This is a genomic window from Abyssibacter profundi (assembly GCF_003151135.1).
In the GTDB taxonomy this organism is placed as follows: Bacteria; Pseudomonadota; Gammaproteobacteria; order Nevskiales; family OUC007; genus Abyssibacter; species Abyssibacter profundi.
The window spans coordinates 1-23,430 of sequence record NZ_QEQK01000001.1; the positions used below are offsets into that span (position 1 = coordinate 1).

Consider the following 23,430-nt stretch of genomic DNA (forward strand, 5'->3'; position numbering starts at 1 on the left):
CCCATTGAGACCCGTGCTCGTGCTGGTGCTCCAGCACCAGCCGAACACCCCGTTCCCGTACCTCCGGCGAGTACCGCACTTGCTGTCTTCCCATCGCTCCATCCTCTCAAGCTTTGGAGCCTCCGAGAAACCCGGGGCGGTTCAGTCCTTCTGAGGTCACAACGTGGTTCAACGACTCCGTGAAGGCTGCTGACACCGTACACGGGTGTGGTGACCAGCTTCGCCGAACAACGCGAGAGACGAAAGCATTTGCGAGAAGTTGGCAAAGCTGGAAGCCCAAAATGCCCAGTGGTCTCGTTTTGTCTGTGCTCGTCGTCGAGCTGTTCTGCGCGAGGGCTCGGCCTGATGAAACGTTCCGGGATACGCTGCAGGCGATCTACAACCGACTGTGCTGGAACCTCGCCGTTAAACACCCCGTTCGACCGGAGTGGATCAAGGACGGCCAAGAGGATGCAGAGATGGTCTTCCTGCGGGACAAGCTAGCCGGCGCACTGGATACGCTTGAAGTGCTTGATGATCCTGATTGCAAACGTTCCCAAGCGTTGCGCGCATGGGGCAAGGTCTTCAATCATCAGTTCTGGGAGGAACGCGCAAAGGAGGCAGAAGCTGAAGAGAAAGAGGCTTCCAAGCTAGCACGAGCGGCACTGCTGCGCGGAGGGAATCGCGGGATTGCGCCGGTCGCGGGGCTAGTCGCGGCCGGTACGTGCCACGGTGCTCCAATGAAAACGACTCACGCCTACGGTGGAGTAGGTGAGACGCGGTAAGCCAAGCGGCGGCCCGTGGTACGACGACTACAAAACCGTCTGGCGCTTTGAACGAGGTGCGAAGGTCCAGTTTCCAACGTTGCGCGTGCGAAATACCAGGTTGAAGAATCGGCCGCGGCGGATCTACAACCTGCGAATGGAGGTGCCAAATTACGATGTCAAACGATCTGTCGAGATCAAACTGGGTCCGTCACGCAGACATGTCGCGCCTGCAGTCACGGCTGATGGACCCGAATCATCCAAGCACCGCTACAAGGATGGGAGTCTTTGCATGTGGTACCCATACGCGGCCCGCTCTGAACGTTGGACTTTCGAAGATGGGCTGCTTCACTTGCTGGTGATGACGCAAGCGCACCTGTTCCGGGAAGAATTCTGGCGTGAGACGGGCGAGTGGCTTGGGCCGGAACACCCCCACGAAGTCATAGACTAGCGCTCAATATAAATGCCGATTGGCCCCGCTTTGCGACACCCCATCTGATTCTGGGGCAAGTTGGCTAACGTAGGCTCCCATCGTTGCGATGTGCTGTTGCTCATCACTTGAGAATTGCGGGGCATCATCCACCCGTTGTGCGCATAATTGTGAGTGACGGCAATTGGCACAAGCTCGCAGGTCGAGTGGGCGTTGAAACGGGGTGTGGTCAATAGCCATGTTCAGATATGACCGTTCGGCAATTGCTGCCGACCACAAAATTCGGCTTTTTACGTGCATCTGCGCAATTTTTTGGTGCCACAAAATGAAGCTGCGCAAAGTTATGGCCCTGGCTGCTTCACCTAGCACCGCGATTCAGGTTGCGGGACACCGATTTTCGCTCCAAAATGCGCAATTAATTGCCGCGGTATTTGGAAGAGTTACGACTCAATCCACACCTGATGTCACCTGTGATGACCCGCAGGCGTTCCAGCGTGTGCCAGATACAACAGCGCCGCGGCAGTCTGTTGACCGTCGCGGCGCAATCTCACTCAGGGACAATGACGATGCGCACTTGGAGGGGAATAACCAAGTTGGGTCGCGCATCACGCTACCTATCGGCAGCGGCGGCCATTGCTTGAGAATTTATTTCGACGGTGCGCGCAGGGCGTGTTATCCACGCGCCCAATTCGGTGCCAGGCCATGTTTTTTGGACAGACGCCGCTGCTCGTGTTCCGACAGACTGTCCCAGATCGCGCGAATCTTCACGTAATCTGGCCAATACAGCGTGACGCCGAAGACGCTGTCAGCCCAGTCGTAGATGTTCTGCAGCAAGTCTGCGAACTCAATCGGATCCAATCCAGACAACGGAAGGGCCCGGGGCGTCTGGAATTGCCCCACCTTCGCCATGGTCTGACCAAGAAACGCACGGGCAACAAATTCGTGCATCTGCTGGGTGGAAAAGCCGCAGGCGTCGGACAGGCAGCTCATCCACTTCCAATATAATGCGCTCTGCGTGTGCAGTTGTTGAGTGACAGGCGGGCGCCGAGTGACGACCTCGGGCCGTACCGCTGTCCGTCGATCAATCGCCTTCAACATCTGCCATCTCCTGTACTGGGCTCTTTGGCGCCGGCCTTCCGAGCAAGCGCCGCGTCACCACGCCGACAACGGGTCGGCCTACTGGTCAATCATTGCGATCAGGCCATTCCGGCGATCAGGGTGACATCAGCCCGAGTCACGGCACCGATCTTGCCAGTGCCGCTGTGATCATCAAGTTAACGAGAGTAACGCTGTCAGCATGGCCAATAAAGCCCGCCCTCCCCAGCATTCGCTGTTCGAAGACCTATTCGCCCTGGTTTGTGCCGCCGTGCTGGTCGGAATGGGCATTTACATGATGAAACTGGCCGGCTTGCTGACAGGGGGGACAGCAGGGCTGGCGCTCAGCGTCAGTACGGTTGCGCCGGTCAGCTTCGGGCAAGTGTTTTTTGTCATGAACCTGCCGTTCTATCTGCTGGCCATTCGCGCACTCGGGTGGCGGTTTGCCACGAACACGCTGGTGGCGGTCACCAGCGTGTCACTGTTTGCCGACCAGCTGGATCACCTCATTGTCTTCGAGACCCTGCAACCCGCATTCGCGGCCATCGGCGGTGGTGTGCTGGTGGGGATTGGTATGCTGATTACATTCCGCCACAACGCGAGTTTGGGGGGTGTGGGCATCCTCGCGATCTACTTGCAGAAACGCTTTGGCGTTCGCGCTGGCAACGTGCAGATGGCCGTGGACTGCGGCATTGTGCTGATTGGCTTCTTCCTGGTTTCGATCTGGCTGCTGGCACTCTCGATCGCAGGCGCCATTGCCATGAATACGATCATCGCAGTCAATCACAAGCCTGGGCGCTATCAGATTGTGTAGCCGGCCCATGGGAACGCAGCGGCAATTAGGTCGTACGGCAGCTCGACAAGACGGGCGTGCCCCCGCGAATCGCATGCCGCGATTGTTTCGACACTGGACTGCATCACCCTTCGGCCACACGTCGTCGCTGCTGCTGGCCGCTTGCATCGCGTGCACGCCTTGCCTCTTGTTCGCTGAGAGTGTTGCCGATTCGTCGGTCGAGCGTCCTCCAGCCGAAGCCGAAGCCGAAGCCGAAGCCGACACCGACACCGACACCGACACCGACACCGACACCGACACCGACACCGACACCGACACCGACACCGACACCGACACCGACACCGACACCGACACCGACACCGACACCGACACCGACACCGACACCGACTGCAACGATGACTCCGAACGCCCCTGCGATTCGAAGCCGCGCCCACCGCCCCGCTTTCAGTCGCCGGTGCTCAGAGGTGATTTTGGCGAGATGACCGGTAACCCCATGGCCCGCTTCGGGTTCGGTCATTGCCACGAACTAGAGAATGGCGAGCTCTTCTGTCACTAGCTCGGCCCTGCGACCCCAGCCATCAGCTAAAGACCAACGACCGATGCGCGCTGACGCCTGCGACCACACCGGACGACGAGGCTAAACTGGCGTTGGCAATGGGCAGGGCCAGATCACCCGCTGCAAACACGCCCGGCACTGAAGTTTGCTGTACATCGTCCGTCTGCACGTACGGTCCGGTGGGTCCCACCTCCAGGACGCACCCCAGCGATTCCGCGAGTTGACTAGCCGGCGATGTCCTCGGCGTCACAAATAAGGCACCCATCTCCATCGACCACCCCGATCACCCGCACGACGCGCTCTACCTCGTCTGCTCCACCTGCGGTCATGCAGACGAGCTGGAGTCCGCATCGCTGTCCAAACTCCTGGACAAAGCAGCCAACAGCCGCCATTTCACGTCAAATCGGCAAGTGGTCGAACTGGAAGGCACCTGCGAAAACTGCGCCTCGCAAGAGGGCGACGACGCCTAAGAAGGCATCGCGTCGCAGCCAGATGCGACTGCTCGGGACTTCGAGGGGCAACGGAGACAGAAAACAGCCCCGCGCCGGACGACTCACGGCGCAGACTGCGCGCCGCAACATCACCAAGAAAAAAGGTCGCGGGCTGCTCTTTCAAGCCCTCAAGGAGATCGAGCCAAGCTGCGTTGGCCCGACACGCATCCGACAATGCTGCTGGGAGATCAACAGCATGTCTCAAGCGATTTGATTGTAAGTGGTAGCTAGGGGCGGACTTGAACCGCCGACCCCAGCATTATGAGTGCTGTGCTCTAACCAGCTGAGCTACCTAGCCACCGATTCGAAACGCGCGATTCGCTGCGTTGCGAGGCGCGAGATTTTAGTCACTTTAAGCGCCCGCGTCGAGCGCTTCGTTCGCCGTCGATCAGACGTTGAAGCGGAAGTGCATCACATCGCCTTCCTTGACGATGTAATCCTTACCCTCCAGGCGCCAGCGGCCGGCATCCTTGGCACCCGTTTCACCTTGGTATTGGACATAGTCGTCGTAGCCCACCACCTCGGCGCGGATAAAACCTTTCTCGAAATCGGTATGAATCACGCCGGCAGCCTGCGGGGCGGTGGCCTGCTCACGCACGGTCCAGGCCCGGACTTCCTTCTCGCCTGCCGTGAAATAGGTCATCAAACCCAGCAGCCGGTAGGCCGCGCGGATCACGCGGTCCAGACCGGGCTCTTCCAAGCCCAGATCGCCGAGAAACTCGGCGCGATCATCGGCGTCCAGCAATGCGATCTCGGACTCGATAGCGGCGCAAACGATGACCACCTGCGCACCAACCGACTCGGCGTAGGCCTGCACCTTGGCCGTGTACTCGTTGCCTTCCAGCCCGTCCTCGTCGACGTTGGCAATGTAGAGCATGGGCTTGGCGGTGATCAGGTGCAGGTCCCGCAATGCCAGACGATCGTCTTCGCTAAGCTCGGCCGAGCGTGCGGGCGAACCGTCATCCATATGGGCTTGCAAACGCTCTAGCAGAGCAACACGCGCCTTGGCGTCCTTGTTGCCGCTTCGGGCCGTTTTCTGCGCCCGCTCGATGGCCTTGCTGACGGTTTCCATGTCAGCCAGCACCAATTCCGTTTCGATGGTTTCGATATCGCGCACGGGATCGACAGACCCGGAGACATGCACCACATCCCCATCTTCGAAACAGCGCACCACATGCGCGATGGCATCGGTTTCGCGGATATGACCCAGAAACTGGTTGCCCAGCCCCTCGCCCTTGGAGGCCCCCGCCACCAGCCCGGCAATGTCCACGAACTCGACGGTTGTCGGAATCAGTTTCTGCGGTTTGGCGATGGCGGCCAGTTGATCGAGCCGGGGATCGGGCACCGGCACCACACCAACGTTGGGATCGATGGTGCAGAACGGGTAGTTCTCAGCTGCGATTTCGGCGCGTGTCAGCGCGTTGAACAACGTGGACTTGCCCACATTTGGCAAGCCGACGATTCCGCATTGAATGCCCATGGATTTCCGGTCTCTAGTGGTCGGACTTGGTGTGCAATTGCTGCGTTGCGCGGTCCCAGCCACGTTGCAGCATCAGGAGTAGAGCGTCGCCCGCACGATCAATGCAGCGATCCAGCTCAATCTGCTCATTCGCCGTCGGCGGTTTGAGCACGTAATTCAGCACCTGATCGCGGTGCCCGGGATGGCCGATCCCCAGTCGCAAACGTGCGAAATCCGCGCCGCAGTGAGCAATGGCACTGCGCAGGCCGTTGTGGCCGCCATGGCCCCCGCCCCGTTTGAGACGGGCCGTACCACAGGGCAAATCCAGCTCGTCGTGGATGACCAGCAGGGATTCGGTCGGCAGCTTGTAGAACTGCGCAAGCGCCTGCATGGACTGGCCACTGCGATTCATGAAAGTCTGCGGCTTGACCAGCCAGACCGACTGGCCGCCCAGATTGGCCTGGGCCAGCTCAGCATTCATTTTCTTGTTCATCGACAGACTGGCGCCCGCGTGGGACGCCAGCCAGTCGATCATCCACCAGCCCGCGTTGTGCCGCGTGCGGTGATATTCGGAACCGGGATTCCCCAGTCCGATAATGGCAGCGATGTTCGCTGACATAGACGTGGCTTAGTCTTCCGACTCGCCCTCGCCGTCCGCAGCATCACCGTCCGCAGCGTCGTCGGCGTCACCGGCCTCTTCGTCGGTTTCAACAGCGGCACGCGGCACGTGTACGGCAACAACCGTCCAGTTCTCACCATGCGCCTGGGCAACCGATGTCACACCTTCCGGCAGCGTCAGTTCCTCCAGGTGGATGGATTCGTTGACGTCCAGTCCGGACACGTCGACTTCGATGTACTCCGGCAGGTTACGCGGCAGACATTCGATTTCCAGCTCGTTGCGCAGACGATCCAGCACACCGCCGTTGTTCTTGATACCGGGCGACTTGTCTTCACCAACGAAGTGCAGCGGCACGGTCATGCGCATGGACTGGCCAGCCACAACACGCATGAAGTCGGCGTGCAGGATCTGCGCTTTGGACGGATGACGCTGCAAGTCCTTGAGCACGGCGTTTTCGGTCTTGCCGTCGACTTCGATGCTCAGGATGTGCGAATAGAACGCCTCGTGTTCGAGATGACGAACCATCTCGTTGTGATCGACGCTCAACTGAACCGGCTCGGCGTCACCGCCGTAAAGAATGGCCGGAACCTTGCCCGTACGACGCAGACGGCGGCTCGCACCCGTTCCCTGCACCGAGCGGGTTTCTGCATGGACGATAAAGTCCTCACTCATGGTGTTTCTCCAGTGGTTTGCAATGCGCTTCCGGTTCCCGCGACCAGGCTGCCGAAAGCAGGGTTAGATTCGATGGGATCAGCGCTAGTCGACGTAGAGCGAACTCACGCTTTCCTCGTTGGACACGCGGCGGATGGTTTCCGCCAACATGGTGGCGATGTGGAGCTGACGAATCCGCGGTGAAGCAGCGGCCTCTGGCGACAGCGGAATCGTGTCGGTGACCACCAGCTCATCCAGCACCGAGTTGTCGATGTTCTGGACGGCCGGGCCGGATAGCACCGGATGCGTCACATAGGCGACGACGCGCGCCGCTCCGTTGTTCTTCAATGCCTGGGCCGCCTGGGCCAGCGTGCCGGCGGTATCCACCAAGTCATCAACGATGACACAGGTCTTACCGCGCACATCACCGATGATGTTCATCACCTCGGCCACGTTGGCGCGCGGACGACGCTTATCGATGATGGCAAGGTCGGCGTCGTCCAGTCGCTTGGCAACCGCCCGAGCACGGACCACACCGCCCACATCGGGGGACACGACGATCAGGTCTTCGTACTTCTGGCGCCAGATGTCGCCCAGCAGCAACGGCGAGGCGTACACGTTATCCACAGGAACGTCGAAGAAGCCTTGGATCTGGTCGGCATGCAGGTCGACCGTCAGTACGCGGTCGGCACCCACCGTCCCGATCATGCTGGCAACCACCTTGGCCGAAATCGGCACACGGGCCGAGCGCGGACGGCGATCCTGGCGGGCGTAGCCAAAGTAAGGCATCACGGCGGTGATGCGACCGGCTGACGCACGATGCAGCGCATCGATCATCATCAGCAGTTCCATGACGTTGTCATTGGTCGGCCAGCACGTCGGCTGAATCACGAAGACATCCTTGCCACGGACGTTCTCCATCAGCTCGACCATGACTTCTCCGTCAGAGAAGCGACCCACAACGCATTTGCCGAGAGGCAGCTTGAAGTTATCGGCAACCTCTTGCCCCAGCACGGGGTTGGCGTTGCCGGTAAAGAGCATCAAGGAAGAGTCTGTCATCACTTCGCCTGTGGACGGATGTGCTTTTCAACCACGGCGTCCGACTGACCCGTGTAGCGTGTCGTGCTGCCCGCGCGCCAGCTTGGCGCACGGGCGGGATTGGCTGGGGCGGCAGGATTCGAACCTGCGAATCACGGGATCAAAACCCGATGCCTTACCGCTTGGCTACGCCCCAAAAACTCATTGTCGCGAACCCACCGGTCCGCATCCTGCCGCTATGCGCCAGGATAATGGCGAACGTCCTGTTCGCCACCCTACGGGCCGCCTGCGCTGTCGCGCCGGCGTTCAAGATCGCTCCCGGCGATCTTGTCGAACCTGCGAATCACGGGATCAAAACCCGATGCCTTACCGCTTGGCTACGCCCCAAAAAACTCGTTGTCGCGAACCCACCGGTCCGCATCCTGTCGTGGCTTAAAGACTCAGCCCGAGTCGGCCGCCATACAGCGCGACCCCGACCAAATCTGACTCACCCAGCCGCGCCAGCGCGCAGGCAGCCTGTCCAACGCCGCGCCTGCAGCCGCGACATCGTCGAGGACGACAAACACCGCACTGCCGGTACCCGACATCCGCGGCGCTCCAAATTCTTCAAGCCATTCAAAGACCTGAACAACCTCCGGCGCCAACTCACGAACCACAGGCTCGCAGTTATTGACGCCGTTTTCGACAATCTCGGACACATGCCCGGACCGCGAAAGGGCCGACATTTTGGTAAGCGGCTGATTCCTTGTCAATTTGGGATGCGTAAACACGGTAGCAGTGCTGATATGCACGGCCGGCACAACCACTAGAAATACCGCGTCATCCACGGTCACCGGGGTCATCTGTTCGCCGATGCCTTCAACCCAGGCCGGGCTCGCATCCAGAAAGAATGGCACGTCGGCACCAAGCGACGTCGCCAACTGCATCAGGGTTGGGTGGTCACAACCCGCCTCCCACAGCGCATTGAGGGCGACCAACACGGTCGCTGCGTTGCTGGAGCCGCCGCCCAGGCCGGCGCCGGCTGGAATGACCTTGTCGATACGTAGGTCCACTCCGAAGGGGTGCCCGCCCATGTGATGCGACAGGCTACGTGCCGCTTTCAAGGCGAGATCATCCTCAGCAGGCAGTTCCGGCAGGCCACCCAGGCGCTCGATGCGTTGGTCGTCCCGCGGGCGAATGTCGATGGTGTCGCACAGGGTGATGGGCACGAACACGCTTTGCAGCGCGTGATAGCCGTTGTCGTAGCGACCGTTGATGTGCAGGCAAAGATTCAGCTTGGCCGGCGAGACCCACCGCTGCTCAGTCATGCGGGCGCGGCCTGATCTAACTGCCAGCGATCGACAAGCAGACGCCAGCGTGTTTCACCGTTGTCGATCAGCAGCTTCTGAGGCAATGCCGGGCCGCTGACCGGTTGCGTGTACCGCTCGTAGGTCACCGTCCAGCCTGCCTGGTCCAGCGTCAGCAGACGGCCGTTGCCATCGAGCACCCATCGGGCCGGCTGACCGGGAATCGGCAAGCCGAGCGCCCAACGCTCCAGTCCCGCAAGCGGCAGTGTCCAGCCGTAGGCACGCTGCAGGTCGCCCTGCGCATCGGTGGTGACCCACGCGCCTTCCGCATTGCGAATCTCCACCTGGTCCGCACTGCCACTCAAACGCGTCGCCCCGGCCCCGAATGGCCCAGCCACATCGATCACAAACTGCTCACCCCGCTGCTGCCAGCGCACGCGCCCGGAAAAACCGAACAAACCGGTGGCCGCAATGCGACCGTTCAAGCTCCAGTGCGTGACCGTCTGCAACGCGGCACGGCGCGCCTGCCAGGCCGCCTCATCCCCCGTCTGCGCCGGTCGAGGGCCGGTCCAGGTGGCACAGCCGACCAGGCTGACCAGCGCGAACGCCACGAGTCCCTGCAGTCTGCGCCGAGCTGTCATCAACAAACCGTTCAGGGAACGAGTCGGGTCATGGTTTCCTGCAGGGTGCCGTGTTCCGGATGCTGAGACAAAGCGGTGCCCCAAACCTGTCGCGCCTCTTCACGCTCGCCCATCTGCCAGAGCACCTCGCCCAGATGCGCCGCGATCTCGGGGTCCTTGAGTCGGGCGTAGGCCCGCCGCAGCAGCTCGGCAGCCGCGTCCAGGTTGCCGAGTCGAAATTCCACCCAGCCCATGCTGTCGATCACGGCCGGGTCGTTCGGCCGCAGTGCCAGGGCCCGCGCGATATAGCCGCGTGCTTCTTCGTAACGCTGCGAATGATTGGTCAGGATGTAGCCCAGCGCGTTGAGCGCCCGGGCATCGTCGGCGTCCTGCTCCACCATGGCCCGAAGATCGGCAATCGCGGCATCCACCTGCCCCAGTTGCTCATACGCCAGTGACCGGCCATAGAGCAGGTCAGGTTCTTCAGGAAACTCCGCCAGCCCCTGCTCATACAAGGCCAGCGCGGCTTCCGGCTGGTCGGACTGCAGCAGAATATCGGCCTCGACCAGCAGCAGCTGCAGCTGCATACCCGGGTTCATCCGGGACAGCCCCTGAAGGTACGCACGGGCTTCATCAACATGCCCGCCCTCCGCCATGAGATAGGCGCGACGCGTCAACGCGTCGCTTTGATGCCGCCCACCGGCCACCCGGCGGTACCAACCACGCGCTGCATCCAGATCGCCCCGGGCTTCGGAGATCCGCCCCAGGTAATAGGCGGCGTCGAATCGCTGCGCCGGCTGCTCGATGAGCGCCAGGAAGTGCTGCTCGGCCAGGTCGACGTTGCCCCGATCCAGTGCCAACAGGCCACGCGCATATCGCGCTTCGGGGTGATCCGCCTGTTCCGCCAACACCTGGTCGAGCTGGATTTCTGCCAGGTCCAACGCATTGGCCTCGAGCAATAACCGCGCAAGCGCAAACCGCGTGTCCGGCGCTTGCCCGTCGCGAACCAGCGGTTCGACAACGGCAATGCCCTCGAGCACACGCTGCTGCTTGATCAGGACACCCGCCTCCAGCAGGACAGCCTCCGACCAGCCGGGGCGCAGTGCGCTGGCCTGCTGCGCGGATGCCCTGGCCAGGCTCCAGCGTTCGACATTCATGGCGACCAGTCCCAGCGCGTAATGCGCTTCGGCCGAGTCGGCATGCGCCTCGACCAAAGGCTGCATGATGGCCATGGCGGGTTCAGCGGCCACGTTGTCGCGCACCAGCGTGCCCGCGACGACCCGCAAGGCCTCGCCAACATCCGATTCGGGCTGCGCGGCCACGAAACTGCGGGCCATCTCCAGAGCCGTCGTATAGGCCCGTGCCCGAACCGCCACACGAAACGCCGCTTCCTGGGCCTGCACGTTGTCCGGATCGGACTCCCGCCAAAGCTGCGAGGCCGTGACCGAGAGCGTCTTGTCATTACTGGCAAGCGCGTAGCGTGTCGCCTCGCGCGCAATGCTCGGCTGTTGGGCCAGCTTGGCCGCAGCCAGATACTCCGTTGCGGCCTGCGCCACATCACCGCGTTCAGCGGCGATCTGTCCGACCAACACGTGGTACATCGCCTGCGCTCGATCCGGCAGCGGCTCACTGGCCTGAACGCCGGTCCCGCCGGCCGCCTGAAACAGCGCGTCCAGGCGTTCGCCCGGCTCCGGCGCCGTGGCACAACCGGCCACCAGGACCGCGGGGATGAAAGTGGCGAGCATTCGCTGGATCAAGTCTTGCTCCTTTGCGCGCTTGGACGGGTCACCAACGACCACCAGGCTGCGCGACCTGCCGCGCAGAGCCGCTCGAGTCGTCGCCCTGGAGAATGGCATCAAGCCTTGGGATCATACCCCAAGGCTGCTCCGAACCCGCCCCCTGAGGCGGGGATGACAAAGCCCGTTGCAGCCAACCCTCGCTTGTACTGACCACAGGGCATCGCGGACAATTCCGGGCTTCCCCCAACCCACCTGCGAATGCCCCTTCTCGTCCTCGGCCTGAATCACGACTCCGCTCCGCTGGCGTTGCGTGAGCGTGCGGCGTTCGCGCCCACCGAGCTATCCGAGGCGCTTGCCGACGCCAGACGGGTCGGCGGGCTGGCCGAGGTGGTGGTGTTGTCGACCTGCAACCGCACGGAGATCATCACCAGCGGCGCGCATACCGCTGACGCCCTCACGCGATGGCTGGCGGGACGCACTGCGCTGGATGCCGACACATTGCAGGCACACGGCTATCTGCTCGAGGACGAGGCCGCAGTCCGTCACGTGTTCCGGGTGGCGGCCGGACTGGATTCCATGGTGCTGGGCGAGCCCCAGATTCTTGGCCAGGTGAAACAGGCATTCGCGGATGCCGACGGCGCGGGCACGGTCGGCCCCACGCTGCGCCGGTTGTTCCAAAAGGCCAATGAAGCCGCCAAGCGCGCCCGCTCGGAAACAGACATTGGCCGCAATCCTGTGTCGTTCGCCTTTGCAGGTGTCCGGCTGGCCGAGCAGATTTTCGAGGATGTCACCGAACAGACCGCCCTGCTCATCGGTGCGGGCGAAATGATCGAATTGTTCGCGGCCCATCTAAAGGCTCGCGGCCTGCGGCGGCTGCTGTTCTGCAACCGCACGGCTGCCCGCGCCGAGGCTCTCGCGCATCGCCATGCCGGCGCTTCGCTGCCCTTTTCAGAACTCGATGCCTACCTGCCCGATGCCGATCTGCTGATCAGCTGCACCGGCTCGCCGACGCCGATCGTCAGCCGCGAGGCCATGAAACAGGCCGTCAAGCGACGGCGACGGCGACCGGTCTGCGCGCTAGATATCGCGGTGCCGCGAGATATCGACCCCGCAGCGGGCACATTGGACGATGTCTACCTCTACGCGGTAGACGATTTACAAGCCATCATCGACCGCAACCAGCAGGCGCGGCGGGATGCTGCGGCGCAGGCCGAAGATCTGGTGCAGCGGCATGTCGATCAATTCATGCACTGGTTGCAAACCCGCGAGGCCGGCGCAGTCGTGGGACAATTGCGGCAACAGATGACGCAGGTCGGTGATGAAGTCGCGGCCAGCGCAATCGCACAACTCCAGCGCGGCGACGACCCTGCGGTGGTCCTCCCGCGTCTGGTGCGCAGCCTTGGCCAGCGCTGGTTGCACGCACCCAGCACGGCCATTCGCCAGGCGCCGCCCGAGGATCAACCCGCCCTGCAGGCTGCGGTCAAACGCCTGTTCGATCTGGACGACAACGCATGAACCCGAAGCTAGAACGGAGACTGGAACAGCTCGTCGAGCGTCATGAGGACCTGAGCCACGAGCTAAGCGACCCGGACGTTATCGGCGATCAGGACAAGTTCCGCCGGCTCTCCCAGGAGTACTCGCACCTGGGGCCGCTGACCGAAGCCTTCGCGGGTTGGCGTGCCACGGCCGAGGAACTGGATGAAGTCCGGGCCATGCAAGGCGACGACGACCCCGAAGTCCGCGCCATGGCCGAGGATGAACTGGAGGCGGTCACCACGCGCCGCGCGGAACTCGAGCGCGTCTTGTATGGCTTTCTGGTACCGCGCGATCCCCATGACGAGGCCAATCTGTTCCTTGAAATCCGTGCCGGCACCGGGGGCGACGAGGCAGCGATTTTTGCGGGCGATCTGCTGCGCATGTACCAGAAATATGCAGAAACCCGCGGCTGGCGCGTTGAGCCGCTATCCGAAAGCCCGGGCGAGCACGGGGGCTACAAGGAAGTGATCAGTCGCGTAGTCGGCACCGGCGCCTATTCACGACTGAAGTTCGAGTCGGGGGCCCATCGCGTCCAGCGCGTGCCGGAAACCGAATCCCAGGGACGCATTCACACCTCGGCCTGCACGGTCGCGGTGCTGCCGGAGCTAGATGCCGTCGAGGCAGCGGACATCAACCCCGCGGAGCTGCGCATCGACACCTTCCGCGCCAGCGGTGCAGGCGGTCAGCACGTTAATAAGACCGACTCGGCCATTCGCATCACCCATTTGCCTAGCGGCATCGTGGTCGAGTGCCAAGACGAGCGCTCGCAGCACAAGAACCGCGCCAAGGCGATGGCGCTGTTGCAATCCCGCCTATTGGAAATCGAGCAGACCCGTCAGGCCTCGGAGCAGGCCGCCTCGCGCAAATCGCAGGTGGGCAGCGGGGACCGCTCCGAGCGCATCCGCACCTATAATTTTCCCCAGGGCCGCGTCACCGACCATCGCATCAACCTCACGCTCTACAAGCTCGCGGAGATCATGGAAGGCGCGATTGACCAGGTCATCGACCCGCTGTTGGCCGAGTACCAGGCCGAGCAACTCGCGGCGATTAGCGACGACGCATGAGCAGCTACGGCGATTTGCTGCGCTGGGGCGAGCAGCGACTGGATCACAGCCAGCGCGCCGGTTTCCTCCTGGAAGATGCCGCGGCCCGCTCGCTGGTCTGGCTGCGCGCCCACGCCAAGGATGCGGCGCCAGCCGATATCGAACAGCGCTATCGCGACTGGGTTGAGCGCGTGGCCGGCGGCGAGCCCGATGCCTATGTCAGTGGCGTCACCCACTTCTGGAAGCTACGCCTGCGCGTGACGCCAGACGTGCTCATCCCGCGACCCGATACCGAAACCCTGGTCGAATCTGCCTTGGAGATGGGCGGCGAGCGCCCACAGCGCGTGGCTGACCTGGGCACGGGTAGCGGCGCCGTGGCCCTGTCGCTGGCCTTGGAGCGACCCACCTGGCAAATCATTGGCACCGACCGGTCCGCGGCCGCATTGGATGTTGCGCGCCGGAATGCGTTGGACTGCGCCTTCAGCGGCGTACGCTGGCGTCAGGGCAACTGGTACGACGCCTTTGCCACCGATGAGCGTTTCGACGGCCTAGTGAGCAACCCGCCATACGTCGCCAGCGACGATCCCGCGCTGGCACCCGCCGTTCGCCAGTACGAACCCGCCTCGGCGGTCATTGCCGACGACAACGGCCTGGCGGATCTGTCCGTCTTGATCGGTCAGGCGCCGGATCACCTGCATCCCCGGGGCTGGCTTGCTGTCGAGCATGGTTATGCCCAGGCCGAGGCCGTCGCCGCCCTGTTTGCCCGGGCCGGCTTTACCGACATCCAGTGCCGCAAGGACCTGGCAGGTCATCCACGCGTCACCTGCGGCCGACTGCGGTGAGCGCCGACGCGCGCTATGCGCGGCAGGTAGTCATGCCCGCCATTGGCGAAGCGGGGCAGGCCCTGATCGCCGACAGCCGCGTGGTCGTGATCGGACTGGGCGGACTCGGAACCCCCGCCGCCACCTATCTCGCCGGGGCGGGCGTCGGTGAGTTGCGTCTGGTCGACCATGATCGGGTCAGTCTGAGCAACCTGCATCGCCAGTATCTCTATCGGGAATCCGACCTGGGCCAGCCCAAGGTCGAGGTCGCCGCGCAACAGCTTCGCGCCTATAACCCCGACATTCTCATCACCACCCAGACGCGGCGTCTGACCGATGCCCTGTTCGCCGAACTCGTTCCGGACGCCCAGGTCGTCCTGGACTGCACCGACAACTTCCCCACGCGGTTCGCCATCAATGCAGCCTGTGCGCAGTACCGCAAACCGTTGGTCATGGGTGCCGGCATCGGCGCGACGGGTCAGCTAGGCGTGTTTCGCCATGATCGCCCATCTGCGGGTTGTTACCGATGCCTGTTCGATACGTCTGGCGATGCGGCCGAAGCCTGCGAAGACGCAGGAGTGTTTGGCCCGCTGGTCGGGATGATCGGTGCCTGGCAGGCCTTCGAAGCCCTGCGACTTCTCATTGGGGACGCGCCGACCGAAAGCCACTGGCTGCATTTTTCACCGGAAACCCGGACAATCCGCGGACACCAGATTCCGCAAGACCCCGCCTGCCCCTGCCATGTCTGAACCAACTTCAGCGCACGACGTGCTCGTGCTGCCGCGAACAACCGCAATCGAGCTCATGCACGCCGCCCAACTTTCGCCCGACCGCTCCATTGCCGGCGTCCTGGGTCTGCGCGATGGTCTCGCCGAGGGTCTGACCCCGGGGCAGGCTGACAGCGCCGAGTCGCTGGCCCATGCCTGCGATCAAGCCGAACAGGCCGGTGGCGTGTTCGCGCTTTACTACTCGCAGCCTGCGGCTGCCGCCGAGCCCCATGACCTGCCCCAGGCGCTGCGCGAGGCCGCCACCAACCGGCCACTGCTCATCGTTTCGCTGAATACCAAGGGTGTGCTGGAAACCCGCGCCTGGCGCTGGTGTGAGGGCCAGTACATCGAACAAACCCTGACGGCCATCGAGCCCCCGACTGCAGCCTAAGCCCATGCGACTGTCCCAGTTTCCGATCACCACGACCAAAGAAACCCCGGCTGACGCTGAAATCGTCAGCCATCAGCTCATGCTGCGCGCCGGCCTGATCCGCCGCCTGTCCTCGGGCCTGTTCTCCTGGATGCCGCTGGGCCTGCGGGTGCTGCAACGTGTCGAGGCCATCGTGCGCGAGGAAATGACGCGTGCAGGTGCCGTCGAGCTGCTGATGCCCAGCATCCAGCCGGCCGAGCTGTGGGAGGAGTCCGGTCGCTGGACCAAGATGGGCCCGCAAATGCTCAAGATGCGCGACCGCCACGATCGCGACTTCTGCTACGGCCCGACGCATGAAGAGGTGATCTGCCACCACGTGCGCCAGGACGTGAAGTCCTACAAGCAATTGCCCGTCAATTATTTCCAGATTCAGACCAAGTTCCGCGACGAGATCCGGCCGCGCTTTGGCGTGATGCGTTCGCGGGAATTCCTGATGAAGGATGCCTACTCCTTCCACATCGACGCGCCTTCACTCGAAGACACCTACCAAGCCATGCGCGCCGCTTACACGCGCATCTTCGAACGCATCGGGGTGGATTTCCGCATTGTCCAGGCCGATTCCGGCGACATTGGCGGCTCGCGCAGCGAGGAGTTCCATGTACTGGCCGCCTCCGGCGAAGATGCGCTGGCCGTTGCCCGTGATGGCCAGTTCGCGGCCAATGTCGAGGCGGCAGCCACGCTGCCAGCCCCGGGTCCGCGCCCGGCGCCCTCTGCCGAGATGCAGCAGGTCGAAACGCCTCATTGCAAGACCATCGATCAGGTCTCGAGTCATCTGGACATCGCGCCACAGCAATGCCTCAAGACACTGCTGGTCATGGGGTGCAACGACAAACCACTGGCCCTCGTCGTGCGTGGCGATCACGAAATCAACGACGTCAAGGCGGCCAACCACCCGCTGGTTCGCGATCCGTTTACGCTGGTCGACGAAGCCGCGGCACGCGCCTGTGCAGGTGCCGGCTTCGGTTCGCTGGGCCCGGTGGGCCTGGACATGCCCGTCATTGTCGACCATGCCGCGGCCGCGCTGAGCGACTTTGCCTGCGGCGCCAACGCCGACGGCATGCACCTGATCAACGTGAATTGGGGCCGGGATCTACCGGAACCCCAGGTCGCCGATTTGCGCACCATCCGCGATGGCGACCCCAGCCCCACGGGCGAGGGCCCGGTGCAAATCGTGCGCGGGATCGAGGTCGGCCACATCTTCCAGCTTGGCCGCAAGTACACCGAATCCATGAACGTGACGGTGCTGGATGCCGATGGCCGCGAAGTGCATCCCGAAATGGGCTGCTACGGCATTGGCGTCACCCGCGTCGTGGCCGCCTGCATCGAACAATGCGCCGATGACAAAGGCATCGTCTGGCCCGAGTCCATCGCACCGTTCTCGGTTGTGGTCGCGCCGATTAACGCCAAGAAAAGCGAGCGCGCCGCCCAGGCGGCCCGCGAGCTCTACGACGCCCTGCTCGATCAAGGCATCAATGCCGCACTGGATGATCGCAACCTGCGCCCCGGCGTGATGTTTGCCGACCTGGAGCTCATCGGCATTCCGCATCGCATCGTCGTCGGTGACCGCACCCTGGATCGTGGCGCACTGGAGTACAAGGCCCGTGATGCCGACGCAGCCATCGACATTCCCAACACGCTGGACGCGGTGCTGGCGGCGCTCCGTGGAGACCTCCCCGATCCCGCCTAGGTGCTCGCGGACGGTCCGCTGGCTGCTCGCCTTGGCAATCAGCTGGGCAGCGAGCCCCGGGCTGGCCCAGCCGCTGGAACCGGACCCAGGCGTCCGCGCCGCGCTGATGCAGGCCGTGGCCGAGGCTGACAGCTTCGAACACCGTTTCGACGCTGAGGTCTGGCTGCTGGACATGGCCACGCGGCTGGACGCCTATGGCGCTGGCCAGGGGGACGGCCTGGAGATTCTCCGCATGGCCCATCAGGAGGCCAGCCGCGCTGAACTCCCCCCCGAACTGGTGTTAGCGGTCATCGATGTGGAGAGCCGCTTCGACAAGTTTGCAATCTCACATGCCGGTGCGCTGGGACTGATGCAGATCATGCCGTTCTGGCTGGATGAAATCGGCCGCCCCGACGACAACCTGTTCCGGATCGAGACCAACCTGCGCTACGGCTGCGCCATTCTCAAGCATTACCTGGAACGCGAAAACGGCGATCTCGGTAAGGCCCTGGCCCGCTACAACGGCAGCGTGGGCAAGACCTGGTATCCGGAGCGGGTGCTTAAGGCGCTGTCTCAGCGCTGGTACGAGCGGTAGGGAAACACTGATCTATTCGTACCACCAAGACGGAGCCGGTTTTCCCGCGAGCCCAGGCGGAGTGAGTGCCGCTTGGTCATTCCAAGTCAGCGAACGACACGAATGCGTACGGAATGCATTCGGACGGCCGCAGGCCGGCCCGAAGGGCGAAGCGCATGGACGCGCTTCGCAACGCAGGATCGCGGGAAAACCGGCCCGTTCCGTCTGGATTGCGCCTGCAAACAGGCCAGACAGCGTTAGTCGGCGCATCCATGCGCCTCCCCCGGTGGGCCCGCCTTCGGCGGTTTCAATTCGCTCCCGGCGAATCGGTGCTCGTCGTTTATTTGGAATGACCAAACTTCGCTCCTCGCGCCTTGCCTGGCCTGTTTGCAGGCAGCAACTTAGCGGTGCGAATAGGTCAGTGTTTCCCTAGCTAGTCCGGACCCGACTCCGCCACACGGGGCAACCCGATGCTGACCTGCCCCTTGCCCAGGCCGCCCGAGGTCACCAAGGCCTCATAGATGGCCTCGACCGTGGGATGCCGCGGGATCGACAGTTCGACCCCCACCGCCAGGTCAGAAGGGCTAGATAGTTGATGGCGGTTGGCCTGAAAGATCAGCGGCCACAGAAATCCGTTGTCATAAACATCCGGCCGGGCAGCAATGCGCCACAGGCTGTCACCGCGTGCCACGCGATACGCCAGCTCGGCCAATCGTGTGGTCTGGTTGATGCGCGCCAGCACGTCATATGCCTGGCGATACTCACGCGCGGCCATGGCCTGCTCCGCTGCCCGCATATCGGCAGCCTGCCGCTCGCTCAGTCGCGTGCGCTGACGCAGTTCGGCGTACTCGGCTCGCGCGAGCACGGCAAAGTGATCATTCATGGCCACTTCGGCCAGCACATCCGCGCGGCGTGCCAGCCGCAGGGCGCGCAGTGTCTGACCACCCGCGGCTGCAGACTCGGCCCGGTCCAGCATGCGGGCGGCTGACGCCACCTGCGCGCCGCGATGTCGTGCTTCGCGAAGGCGCCGCCGTGCCTGATCCAGTGCCGGCGTGGGATCGATGGCCTGGACCGGCACCGTGGCCGGTTGAGTCGGCGCCACCGCAAGACCAGGCCCGGCCGGAGGCGTGGACACGCAGCCGGCCCACAGCAGACTGCTGCAAACCACCAAAGCCCGCGAGGCCGACCGGAACGTGACTTGAGTTGCGTGCATGGGCGGGTATTCTGCCGCACCCACTGCACCGACCGCATCGCCGCTCATGCCCACTTCCGTTCTTGTCCTGTATTACTCGCGCCACGGCGCCACCGCCGGCATGGCCCGGCAGATCGCCCGCGGCGTGGAGTCGGTCGATGGCTGCGAAGCCTGGCTGCGCACCGTGCCCGAAGTCTCTGCCGACCACGCCGCGCTCGCGGATGATGTGCCCAGCGCCGGGGCACCGTATGTCGAGCTGGACGAGCTAACGGACTGTGATGGCTTGCTACTGGGTTCGCCGACCCGCTTTGGCAATATGGCGGCGCCCCTCAAGCATCTGCTCGACAGCACATCCAGTCAGTGGCTATCCGGCGCGCTGTCCGGCAAGCCGGCCGGCGTGTTTACGTCAACCAGTTCACTGCACGGCGGGCAGGAAACCACCCTGCTGTCGATGATGTTGCCACTGCTGCATCACGGCATGCTGATCAGCGGCATTCCCTACACCGAAGGCGACCTGGTCCGAACGCAAACCGGGGGCACACCCTACGGCGCCTCACATCTGGCCGGTGCAGACAGCCAACGTGAACTCGACGAGGTTGAACGCAATTTATGCCGGGCGCAGGGACAGCGCATTGCCCGGCTGGCGCAGAGGCTGTCGGCATGAGGCGCTGGAGTCCTGCGGCCCGGGCACTCACCCTGACGGGCTGGCTGACCACGCTGGTGTCGTTGCCGCTCTGGCTGGGCTGGCAGTCGAGTATGCCGCATGGCTGGTGGATCGCCGGCGTGCTGAGCCTGCCGCTGCTGGCTGCAGGCCCGGGTCTGTGGCGCGCCAAACTCTACACGCATGGCTGGTGCAGCCTGTTGTCGCTGGCCTACATGGCGCTGGGGTTGATGGAAGTTTTTGCGACGTCGGTGGGGCGCACCCCGGCCATGGTTCACCTGCTGGCCGCCGTGGCGCTCTTCATGGGCTGTGTGCTCTACCCTCGACTGCACAATCGCGAGCAGGCCGCCCATGCGATCCACCGGGACCAGACTAGGCCAGCAGCTCGCGAACCAGCGGAATCGTGACTTCGCGCTGCGCGGCCAGACTGGCCGTATCGATGGCGTCGACCAGCGCAACAACGGCCGCTGCCGAGCGCGAGATCCGGCGCAAGACATAGCGCGACACCGCATCCGGGCAGCGCAGTCCGCGAGCCGCCAGACGCTGGGCCAGCAGTTGACTTAAGGCCGCCTCATCCAGGCCATCCAGCCGGTGAATCGCCACCCAGGTCAGGCGCGAGCGCAGATCCGGCGCCTGGAACCCCGCCTGATCCGGGTGGTGCGACAAGCTGGCCAGCCAACGCCCACCTTCAACGCGGGCGCTGTCAATGAGGCGGGTGACAGCCAGTTCCCAGGCCCGGTCACCGGCAATGGCATCCACGTCATCCAGGCAGACCAGGTCCAGTCCACCGAAGGACTCCAGCACAGCCGGCCCGTGGTCCAGAAGCTGCCTGAGCGGCAACCAGGCCGAACGCCCCGCCTGCCGGCTGGCCGCCTGCAACAGGTGCGTCTTGCCCACCCCGGCGGGTCCGATGAGCACCAGCGGCGCCGACGCGTCCCGCACTGCAGACACGGCAGCCCCATTGCTCCCTGGAACAAAACTGGTGAACTCGGTGGCCTCGGCCAGCCGAATCTCCAGCGGCAGCTGGGGTGTATTCATGACTGGCCGCGATAAAGCGCGCTACGCAGCCACAGCCGCGTGCCGAAGCGGACGAACACGGCCATCGCCGCGGCTACCGGCAACGCCAGCAGCACACCGACAAACCCGAACAACTGCCCGCCTGCCAGCACGGCAAAAATAACCGCAACCGGATGCAAGCCAATGCGATCGCCCACCAGCCAGGGGGTTAGCACGGTCGACTCCAGCAACTGCCCCACTCCGAAGACGAGGGCCACGCCCAGCAAAGGCAATAACTCGGCGTTCTGAATCAGCGAGGCAATCACGGCCAACAAGATGCCGATGATGAATCCCAGATAGGGCACGAAACTCACCATGCCCGCGATCAAACCGATCAGCAGCGCCAGATCCAGGCCGACAATCCAAAGTCCCACGGTGTACACGACGGCCAGCGCCAGCATGACCAGCAGCTGACCTCGGATAAACGCCGACAGCACCTCGTCGGTTTCGTTGGCCAGTGCGGTCGCTGTGGGCAGCCACTGCCGGGGAATCAGCTCGGCGATGCGCGCGACCAGCAAGTCCCAGTCACGCAACAGGTAGAACGTCACCACCGGGATCAATGCCAGATTACCGACCAGCGTCATGGCCGCCACGCCCGACTTGGACAACGACGCCCAGAGCCCGGCAGCCAGCCCGCCGGCCTCCCCCCAATGCTGGGCTACCAGCTCACGCAGGCTCGCCACGTCGAATCGGAAATCAGCCGGCAGGTCAATACCGATTGCCGGCAGCCAGCGATTCTGCAGAGCATCGAGAAACTCGGGGATGCGTTTGGCCAGCGTGACGATCTGCTCCTGCAGCATCGGCACCAACAGCAGCCCCAGAATGATTGCGGCCAGCGTCAGGCTGGCAAATACGATCGCCACGCCTGCGGTACGCGGCACCCGCCAGGCCTCAAGTCGATCCACCAGCGGATCACCCAAGTAGGCCAATCCGGCACCGAACACGAAGGGCGTCAGAATCGGGCTGAGCAACCAGACGCCGACCAGCAGCGCGGCTAGGGCGGCCACGGCGACCAACATGCGGGCGCGCGGACTCATCATCGGTTCAGTCGGTACGCCATGGGCGCCACGGGTCCCAGCAGATTCTCCGCAGCCGGTTCATCTGCAGGCATTAGCACGCGGCCGAGTGCAATCGACTGACGCAGCTGCTCGCGACTGGCGGTGGTATGCAACTGGTAGACCACTGCATCTGCCCGCGCGCGGCGCAAGGTCACGGTGCTGACCGGCGGCAGGTCATTGAGGAAATTCAGCACCCGACCATAGTCGCTCAGGGTGCGCAGCCCCGACACCGCCAGTTCAATCGCCTGGCTTGCCCCCGCCTGATCGGTGCCGATCCCGTACCGTGCCAGCAACTGGCTGCCCAGCGCCTGCGCGCCCTGCGTCAACAGCACGGCCAGCGCCGGGTCGCTGTTCTGCCAACGCACCGCGCTGGCATCGCGCTCCAACATGGCCCAGCGTGCGGTCCACAGGCTGCCGTCGCGCTCCAGCCGTCCGACGAGCACCGTGGCCGGATCGTATCGACGCGAGGCCTGCAGAATCTGCTCCGGGAAGAACCCCTGGATGTCTGCCGGTTGAATGGCCTGCTGGTCGGTCAAATCCATGCTCGGAAACACGAGCGGCAGCCCCAGGCGCTCTGCCTCGTCCACAAAGGCCTGCACTTCATCGCGCTGCTCGCCGCTGATGATGTCCCCGCGATCCAATGTCAGCCACAGGAGAGTGAGCGGTCGGCGCGCCGGCCAGGGAGACAGCCCCGCATCGCGCAACAACAACTGCACCGTCCGTGGCTCGAACTCCGCGGTGAATCGGTACACCTCGCTGGGCGGCGCCTGCGACGTTGAACCCTCTGCGTCCGGCTCGCTCGTCTGGGGGGCCGGCAAGGGGTCGAACCGGTAGATCGTCACCAGGTCCGGGGCGCGCTCCAGCAGCAGCTCGGTCTGCGGCGCGGTTAGCACCGCGTCGGAGCCGGTCGCCTTGACCAAGACCTTGGCAAAGGTTTGTCGCAGCCCGGCGGCCCGGGCGCTATCGCCCCGCCCCTCGGTGTAGGTCGACGCCGTGTACAGGTCGGGTACGACAACCGAAGCCGCCTGAACGGTGCTTGCAAATGCCAGCGCGGCGGCCAGCACGGACAGATAGATAAGACGCATGGTTTACAATTGTACCCACTC

General features: G+C 63.7%; 25 protein-coding genes and 2 tRNA genes. 13 read left to right on the top strand and 14 right to left on the bottom strand.

The features are described 5' to 3' along the window. Positions 1–281 precede the first annotated feature (281 nt). A complete protein-coding gene (locus DEH80_RS00005) occupies positions 282–764 on the top strand; it encodes a hypothetical protein (RefSeq protein WP_109718420.1) in 483 nt (160 codons plus the stop codon). Next, entirely contained in the window at positions 751–1,194 is a 444-nt protein-coding gene (locus DEH80_RS17910) for a type II CBASS E2 protein (RefSeq protein ID WP_499653346.1), read from the top strand. The genes DEH80_RS00005 and DEH80_RS17910 overlap by 14 nt, the downstream gene beginning before the upstream one ends. Before the next feature lie 651 nt (positions 1,195–1,845). Here DEH80_RS17910 and DEH80_RS00010 read toward each other — a convergent pair. Continuing rightward, the gene (locus tag DEH80_RS00010; protein ID WP_109718421.1) at positions 1,846–2,163 is read right to left on the bottom strand and encodes a hypothetical protein; all 318 of its coding nucleotides are present in this window, start codon (positions 2,161–2,163) and stop codon (positions 1,846–1,848) included. Positions 2,164–2,470: 307 nt separating this feature from the next. Between DEH80_RS00010 and DEH80_RS00015 the strand changes: the two genes are divergently transcribed. Then, positions 2,471–3,082 (top strand): DUF6198 family protein, encoded by a 612-nt coding sequence (locus tag DEH80_RS00015; protein ID WP_109718422.1) that lies wholly within the window; start codon positions 2,471–2,473, stop codon positions 3,080–3,082. 73 nt (positions 3,083–3,155) lie between these two features. After that, on the top strand, positions 3,156–3,617 hold the full coding sequence (locus DEH80_RS17410; protein WP_207774346.1) for a hypothetical protein: 462 nt from the start codon (positions 3,156–3,158) through the stop codon (positions 3,615–3,617). A gap of 712 nt (positions 3,618–4,329) precedes the next feature. Here the strand turns inward: DEH80_RS17410 and DEH80_RS00025 are convergent. The 9 genes from DEH80_RS00025 to DEH80_RS00065 form a co-directional block, all read right to left on the bottom strand. Continuing rightward, positions 4,330–4,406 (bottom strand) — tRNA-Met (locus DEH80_RS00025). Positions 4,407–4,496: 90 nt separating this feature from the next. Next, positions 4,497–5,588 carry a redox-regulated ATPase YchF gene (gene ychF / locus DEH80_RS00030; RefSeq protein ID WP_109718423.1) on the bottom strand — a complete coding sequence of 364 codons (1,092 nt, stop codon included), beginning with the start codon at positions 5,586–5,588 and terminating at the stop codon, positions 4,497–4,499. 13 nt (positions 5,589–5,601) lie between these two features. Beyond that, positions 5,602–6,186 carry an aminoacyl-tRNA hydrolase gene (pth, locus tag DEH80_RS00035; protein ID WP_109718424.1) on the bottom strand — a complete coding sequence of 195 codons (585 nt, stop codon included), beginning with the start codon at positions 6,184–6,186 and terminating at the stop codon, positions 5,602–5,604. Positions 6,187–6,195: 9 nt separating this feature from the next. Then, entirely contained in the window at positions 6,196–6,858 is a 663-nt protein-coding gene (locus tag DEH80_RS00040; RefSeq protein WP_109718425.1) for a 50S ribosomal protein L25/general stress protein Ctc, read from the bottom strand. A gap of 84 nt (positions 6,859–6,942) precedes the next feature. Then, complete coding sequence (locus DEH80_RS00045) at positions 6,943–7,896, bottom strand: ribose-phosphate diphosphokinase (RefSeq protein ID WP_109718426.1); 954 nt, start codon at positions 7,894–7,896, stop codon at positions 6,943–6,945. A gap of 100 nt (positions 7,897–7,996) precedes the next feature. After that, a tRNA-Gln gene (locus DEH80_RS00050) sits at positions 7,997–8,071 on the bottom strand. Positions 8,072–8,315: 244 nt separating this feature from the next. Continuing rightward, positions 8,316–9,182 carry a 4-(cytidine 5'-diphospho)-2-C-methyl-D-erythritol kinase gene (gene ispE, locus DEH80_RS00055; protein ID WP_109718427.1) on the bottom strand — a complete coding sequence of 289 codons (867 nt, stop codon included), beginning with the start codon at positions 9,180–9,182 and terminating at the stop codon, positions 8,316–8,318. After that, the gene (gene lolB, locus DEH80_RS00060) at positions 9,179–9,802 is read right to left on the bottom strand and encodes a lipoprotein insertase outer membrane protein LolB (protein WP_109718428.1); all 624 of its coding nucleotides are present in this window, start codon (positions 9,800–9,802) and stop codon (positions 9,179–9,181) included. Before lolB ends, ispE begins: the two co-directional genes overlap by 4 nt. Positions 9,803–9,813: 11 nt before the next feature. Then, positions 9,814–11,538, bottom strand: a complete 1,725-nt coding sequence (locus DEH80_RS00065; protein WP_165831184.1) for a tetratricopeptide repeat protein — start codon at positions 11,536–11,538, stop codon at positions 9,814–9,816. A 240-nt stretch (positions 11,539–11,778) separates the two neighbouring features. On the opposite strand from DEH80_RS00065, the gene hemA reads away from it, so the two are divergent. The 7 genes from hemA to DEH80_RS00100 are packed head-to-tail and all read left to right on the top strand — an operon-like array spanning position 11,779 to position 18,378. After that, a complete protein-coding gene (gene hemA / locus DEH80_RS00070) occupies positions 11,779–13,035 on the top strand; it encodes a glutamyl-tRNA reductase (protein WP_109718430.1) in 1,257 nt (418 codons plus the stop codon). Beyond that, positions 13,032–14,120, top strand: coding sequence for a peptide chain release factor 1 (prfA, locus tag DEH80_RS00075; RefSeq protein WP_109718431.1), 1,089 nt, complete (start codon positions 13,032–13,034; stop codon positions 14,118–14,120). Before hemA ends, prfA begins: the two co-directional genes overlap by 4 nt. Beyond that, positions 14,117–14,941, top strand: coding sequence for a peptide chain release factor N(5)-glutamine methyltransferase (gene prmC, locus DEH80_RS00080; RefSeq protein WP_109718432.1), 825 nt, complete (start codon positions 14,117–14,119; stop codon positions 14,939–14,941). The genes prfA and prmC overlap by 4 nt, the downstream gene beginning before the upstream one ends. Next, on the top strand, positions 14,938–15,669 hold the full coding sequence (locus DEH80_RS00085; protein ID WP_109718433.1) for a HesA/MoeB/ThiF family protein: 732 nt from the start codon (positions 14,938–14,940) through the stop codon (positions 15,667–15,669). Before prmC ends, DEH80_RS00085 begins: the two co-directional genes overlap by 4 nt. A 25-nt stretch (positions 15,670–15,694) precedes the next feature. Next, positions 15,695–16,078, top strand: coding sequence for a hypothetical protein (locus DEH80_RS00090; protein WP_165831186.1), 384 nt, complete (start codon positions 15,695–15,697; stop codon positions 16,076–16,078). A gap of 4 nt (positions 16,079–16,082) precedes the next feature. Further along, positions 16,083–17,804, top strand: coding sequence for a proline--tRNA ligase (locus DEH80_RS00095; protein WP_109718435.1), 1,722 nt, complete (start codon positions 16,083–16,085; stop codon positions 17,802–17,804). 31 nt (positions 17,805–17,835) lie between these two features. Continuing rightward, positions 17,836–18,378, top strand: coding sequence for a transglycosylase SLT domain-containing protein (locus DEH80_RS00100; protein ID WP_243412714.1), 543 nt, complete (start codon positions 17,836–17,838; stop codon positions 18,376–18,378). A gap of 412 nt (positions 18,379–18,790) precedes the next feature. On the opposite strand, the gene DEH80_RS00105 is transcribed toward DEH80_RS00100, so the two are convergent. Beyond that, positions 18,791–19,570, bottom strand: coding sequence for a LysM peptidoglycan-binding domain-containing protein (locus DEH80_RS00105; protein WP_165831187.1), 780 nt, complete (start codon positions 19,568–19,570; stop codon positions 18,791–18,793). On the opposite strand from DEH80_RS00105, the gene wrbA reads away from it, so the two are divergent. Beyond that, positions 19,569–20,213 carry an NAD(P)H:quinone oxidoreductase gene (gene wrbA, locus DEH80_RS00110; RefSeq protein ID WP_243412715.1) on the top strand — a complete coding sequence of 215 codons (645 nt, stop codon included), beginning with the start codon at positions 19,569–19,571 and terminating at the stop codon, positions 20,211–20,213. The genes DEH80_RS00105 and wrbA overlap by 2 nt on opposite strands. Then, the gene (locus DEH80_RS00115) at positions 20,210–20,617 is read left to right on the top strand and encodes a DUF2069 domain-containing protein (protein ID WP_165831188.1); all 408 of its coding nucleotides are present in this window, start codon (positions 20,210–20,212) and stop codon (positions 20,615–20,617) included. Before wrbA ends, DEH80_RS00115 begins: the two co-directional genes overlap by 4 nt. Here DEH80_RS00115 and DEH80_RS00120 read toward each other — a convergent pair. Genes DEH80_RS00120 through DEH80_RS00130 form a run of 3 tightly spaced genes read right to left on the bottom strand, consistent with a single transcriptional unit; the run spans position 20,583 to position 23,409 of the window. Further along, the gene (locus DEH80_RS00120) at positions 20,583–21,248 is read right to left on the bottom strand and encodes an HdaA/DnaA family protein (RefSeq protein ID WP_109718440.1); all 666 of its coding nucleotides are present in this window, start codon (positions 21,246–21,248) and stop codon (positions 20,583–20,585) included. The genes DEH80_RS00115 and DEH80_RS00120 overlap by 35 nt on opposite strands. Next, a complete protein-coding gene (locus DEH80_RS00125) occupies positions 21,245–22,306 on the bottom strand; it encodes an AI-2E family transporter (protein WP_243412716.1) in 1,062 nt (353 codons plus the stop codon). The genes DEH80_RS00120 and DEH80_RS00125 overlap by 4 nt, the downstream gene beginning before the upstream one ends. Then, positions 22,303–23,409 carry a DUF2066 domain-containing protein gene (locus DEH80_RS00130; RefSeq protein ID WP_109718442.1) on the bottom strand — a complete coding sequence of 369 codons (1,107 nt, stop codon included), beginning with the start codon at positions 23,407–23,409 and terminating at the stop codon, positions 22,303–22,305. The genes DEH80_RS00125 and DEH80_RS00130 overlap by 4 nt, the downstream gene beginning before the upstream one ends. Between the last annotated feature and the right edge of the window lie 21 nt (positions 23,410–23,430).

Coding starts and splice junctions, on each gene's coding strand:
- DEH80_RS00010 (WP_109718421.1), bottom strand. CDS start 2,163: ATGAGCTGCCTGTCCGACGCCTGCGGCTTTTCCACCCAGCAGATGCAC.
- ychF (WP_109718423.1), bottom strand. CDS start 5,588: ATGGGCATTCAATGCGGAATCGTCGGCTTGCCAAATGTGGGCAAGTCC.
- DEH80_RS00130 (WP_109718442.1), bottom strand. CDS start 23,409: ATGCGTCTTATCTATCTGTCCGTGCTGGCCGCCGCGCTGGCATTTGCA.
- DEH80_RS00005 (WP_109718420.1), top strand. CDS start 282: ATGCCCAGTGGTCTCGTTTTGTCTGTGCTCGTCGTCGAGCTGTTCTGC.
- DEH80_RS00115 (WP_165831188.1), top strand. CDS start 20,210: ATGAGGCGCTGGAGTCCTGCGGCCCGGGCACTCACCCTGACGGGCTGG.
- ispE (WP_109718427.1), bottom strand. CDS start 9,182: ATGACTGAGCAGCGGTGGGTCTCGCCGGCCAAGCTGAATCTTTGCCTG.
- DEH80_RS00015 (WP_109718422.1), top strand. CDS start 2,471: ATGGCCAATAAAGCCCGCCCTCCCCAGCATTCGCTGTTCGAAGACCTA.
- DEH80_RS00125 (WP_243412716.1), bottom strand. CDS start 22,306: ATGATGAGTCCGCGCGCCCGCATGTTGGTCGCCGTGGCCGCCCTAGCC.
- hemA (WP_109718430.1), top strand. CDS start 11,779: ATGCCCCTTCTCGTCCTCGGCCTGAATCACGACTCCGCTCCGCTGGCG.
- prfA (WP_109718431.1), top strand. CDS start 13,032: ATGAACCCGAAGCTAGAACGGAGACTGGAACAGCTCGTCGAGCGTCAT.
- pth (WP_109718424.1), bottom strand. CDS start 6,186: ATGTCAGCGAACATCGCTGCCATTATCGGACTGGGGAATCCCGGTTCC.
- DEH80_RS00095 (WP_109718435.1), top strand. CDS start 16,083: ATGCGACTGTCCCAGTTTCCGATCACCACGACCAAAGAAACCCCGGCT.
- DEH80_RS00045 (WP_109718426.1), bottom strand. CDS start 7,896: ATGACAGACTCTTCCTTGATGCTCTTTACCGGCAACGCCAACCCCGTG.
- DEH80_RS17410 (WP_207774346.1), top strand. CDS start 3,156: ATGCCGCGATTGTTTCGACACTGGACTGCATCACCCTTCGGCCACACG.
- wrbA (WP_243412715.1), top strand. CDS start 19,569: ATGGGCGGGTATTCTGCCGCACCCACTGCACCGACCGCATCGCCGCTC.
- DEH80_RS00105 (WP_165831187.1), bottom strand. CDS start 19,570: ATGCACGCAACTCAAGTCACGTTCCGGTCGGCCTCGCGGGCTTTGGTG.
- DEH80_RS00040 (WP_109718425.1), bottom strand. CDS start 6,858: ATGAGTGAGGACTTTATCGTCCATGCAGAAACCCGCTCGGTGCAGGGA.
- lolB (WP_109718428.1), bottom strand. CDS start 9,802: ATGACAGCTCGGCGCAGACTGCAGGGACTCGTGGCGTTCGCGCTGGTC.
- DEH80_RS00120 (WP_109718440.1), bottom strand. CDS start 21,248: ATGAATACACCCCAGCTGCCGCTGGAGATTCGGCTGGCCGAGGCCACC.
- prmC (WP_109718432.1), top strand. CDS start 14,117: ATGAGCAGCTACGGCGATTTGCTGCGCTGGGGCGAGCAGCGACTGGAT.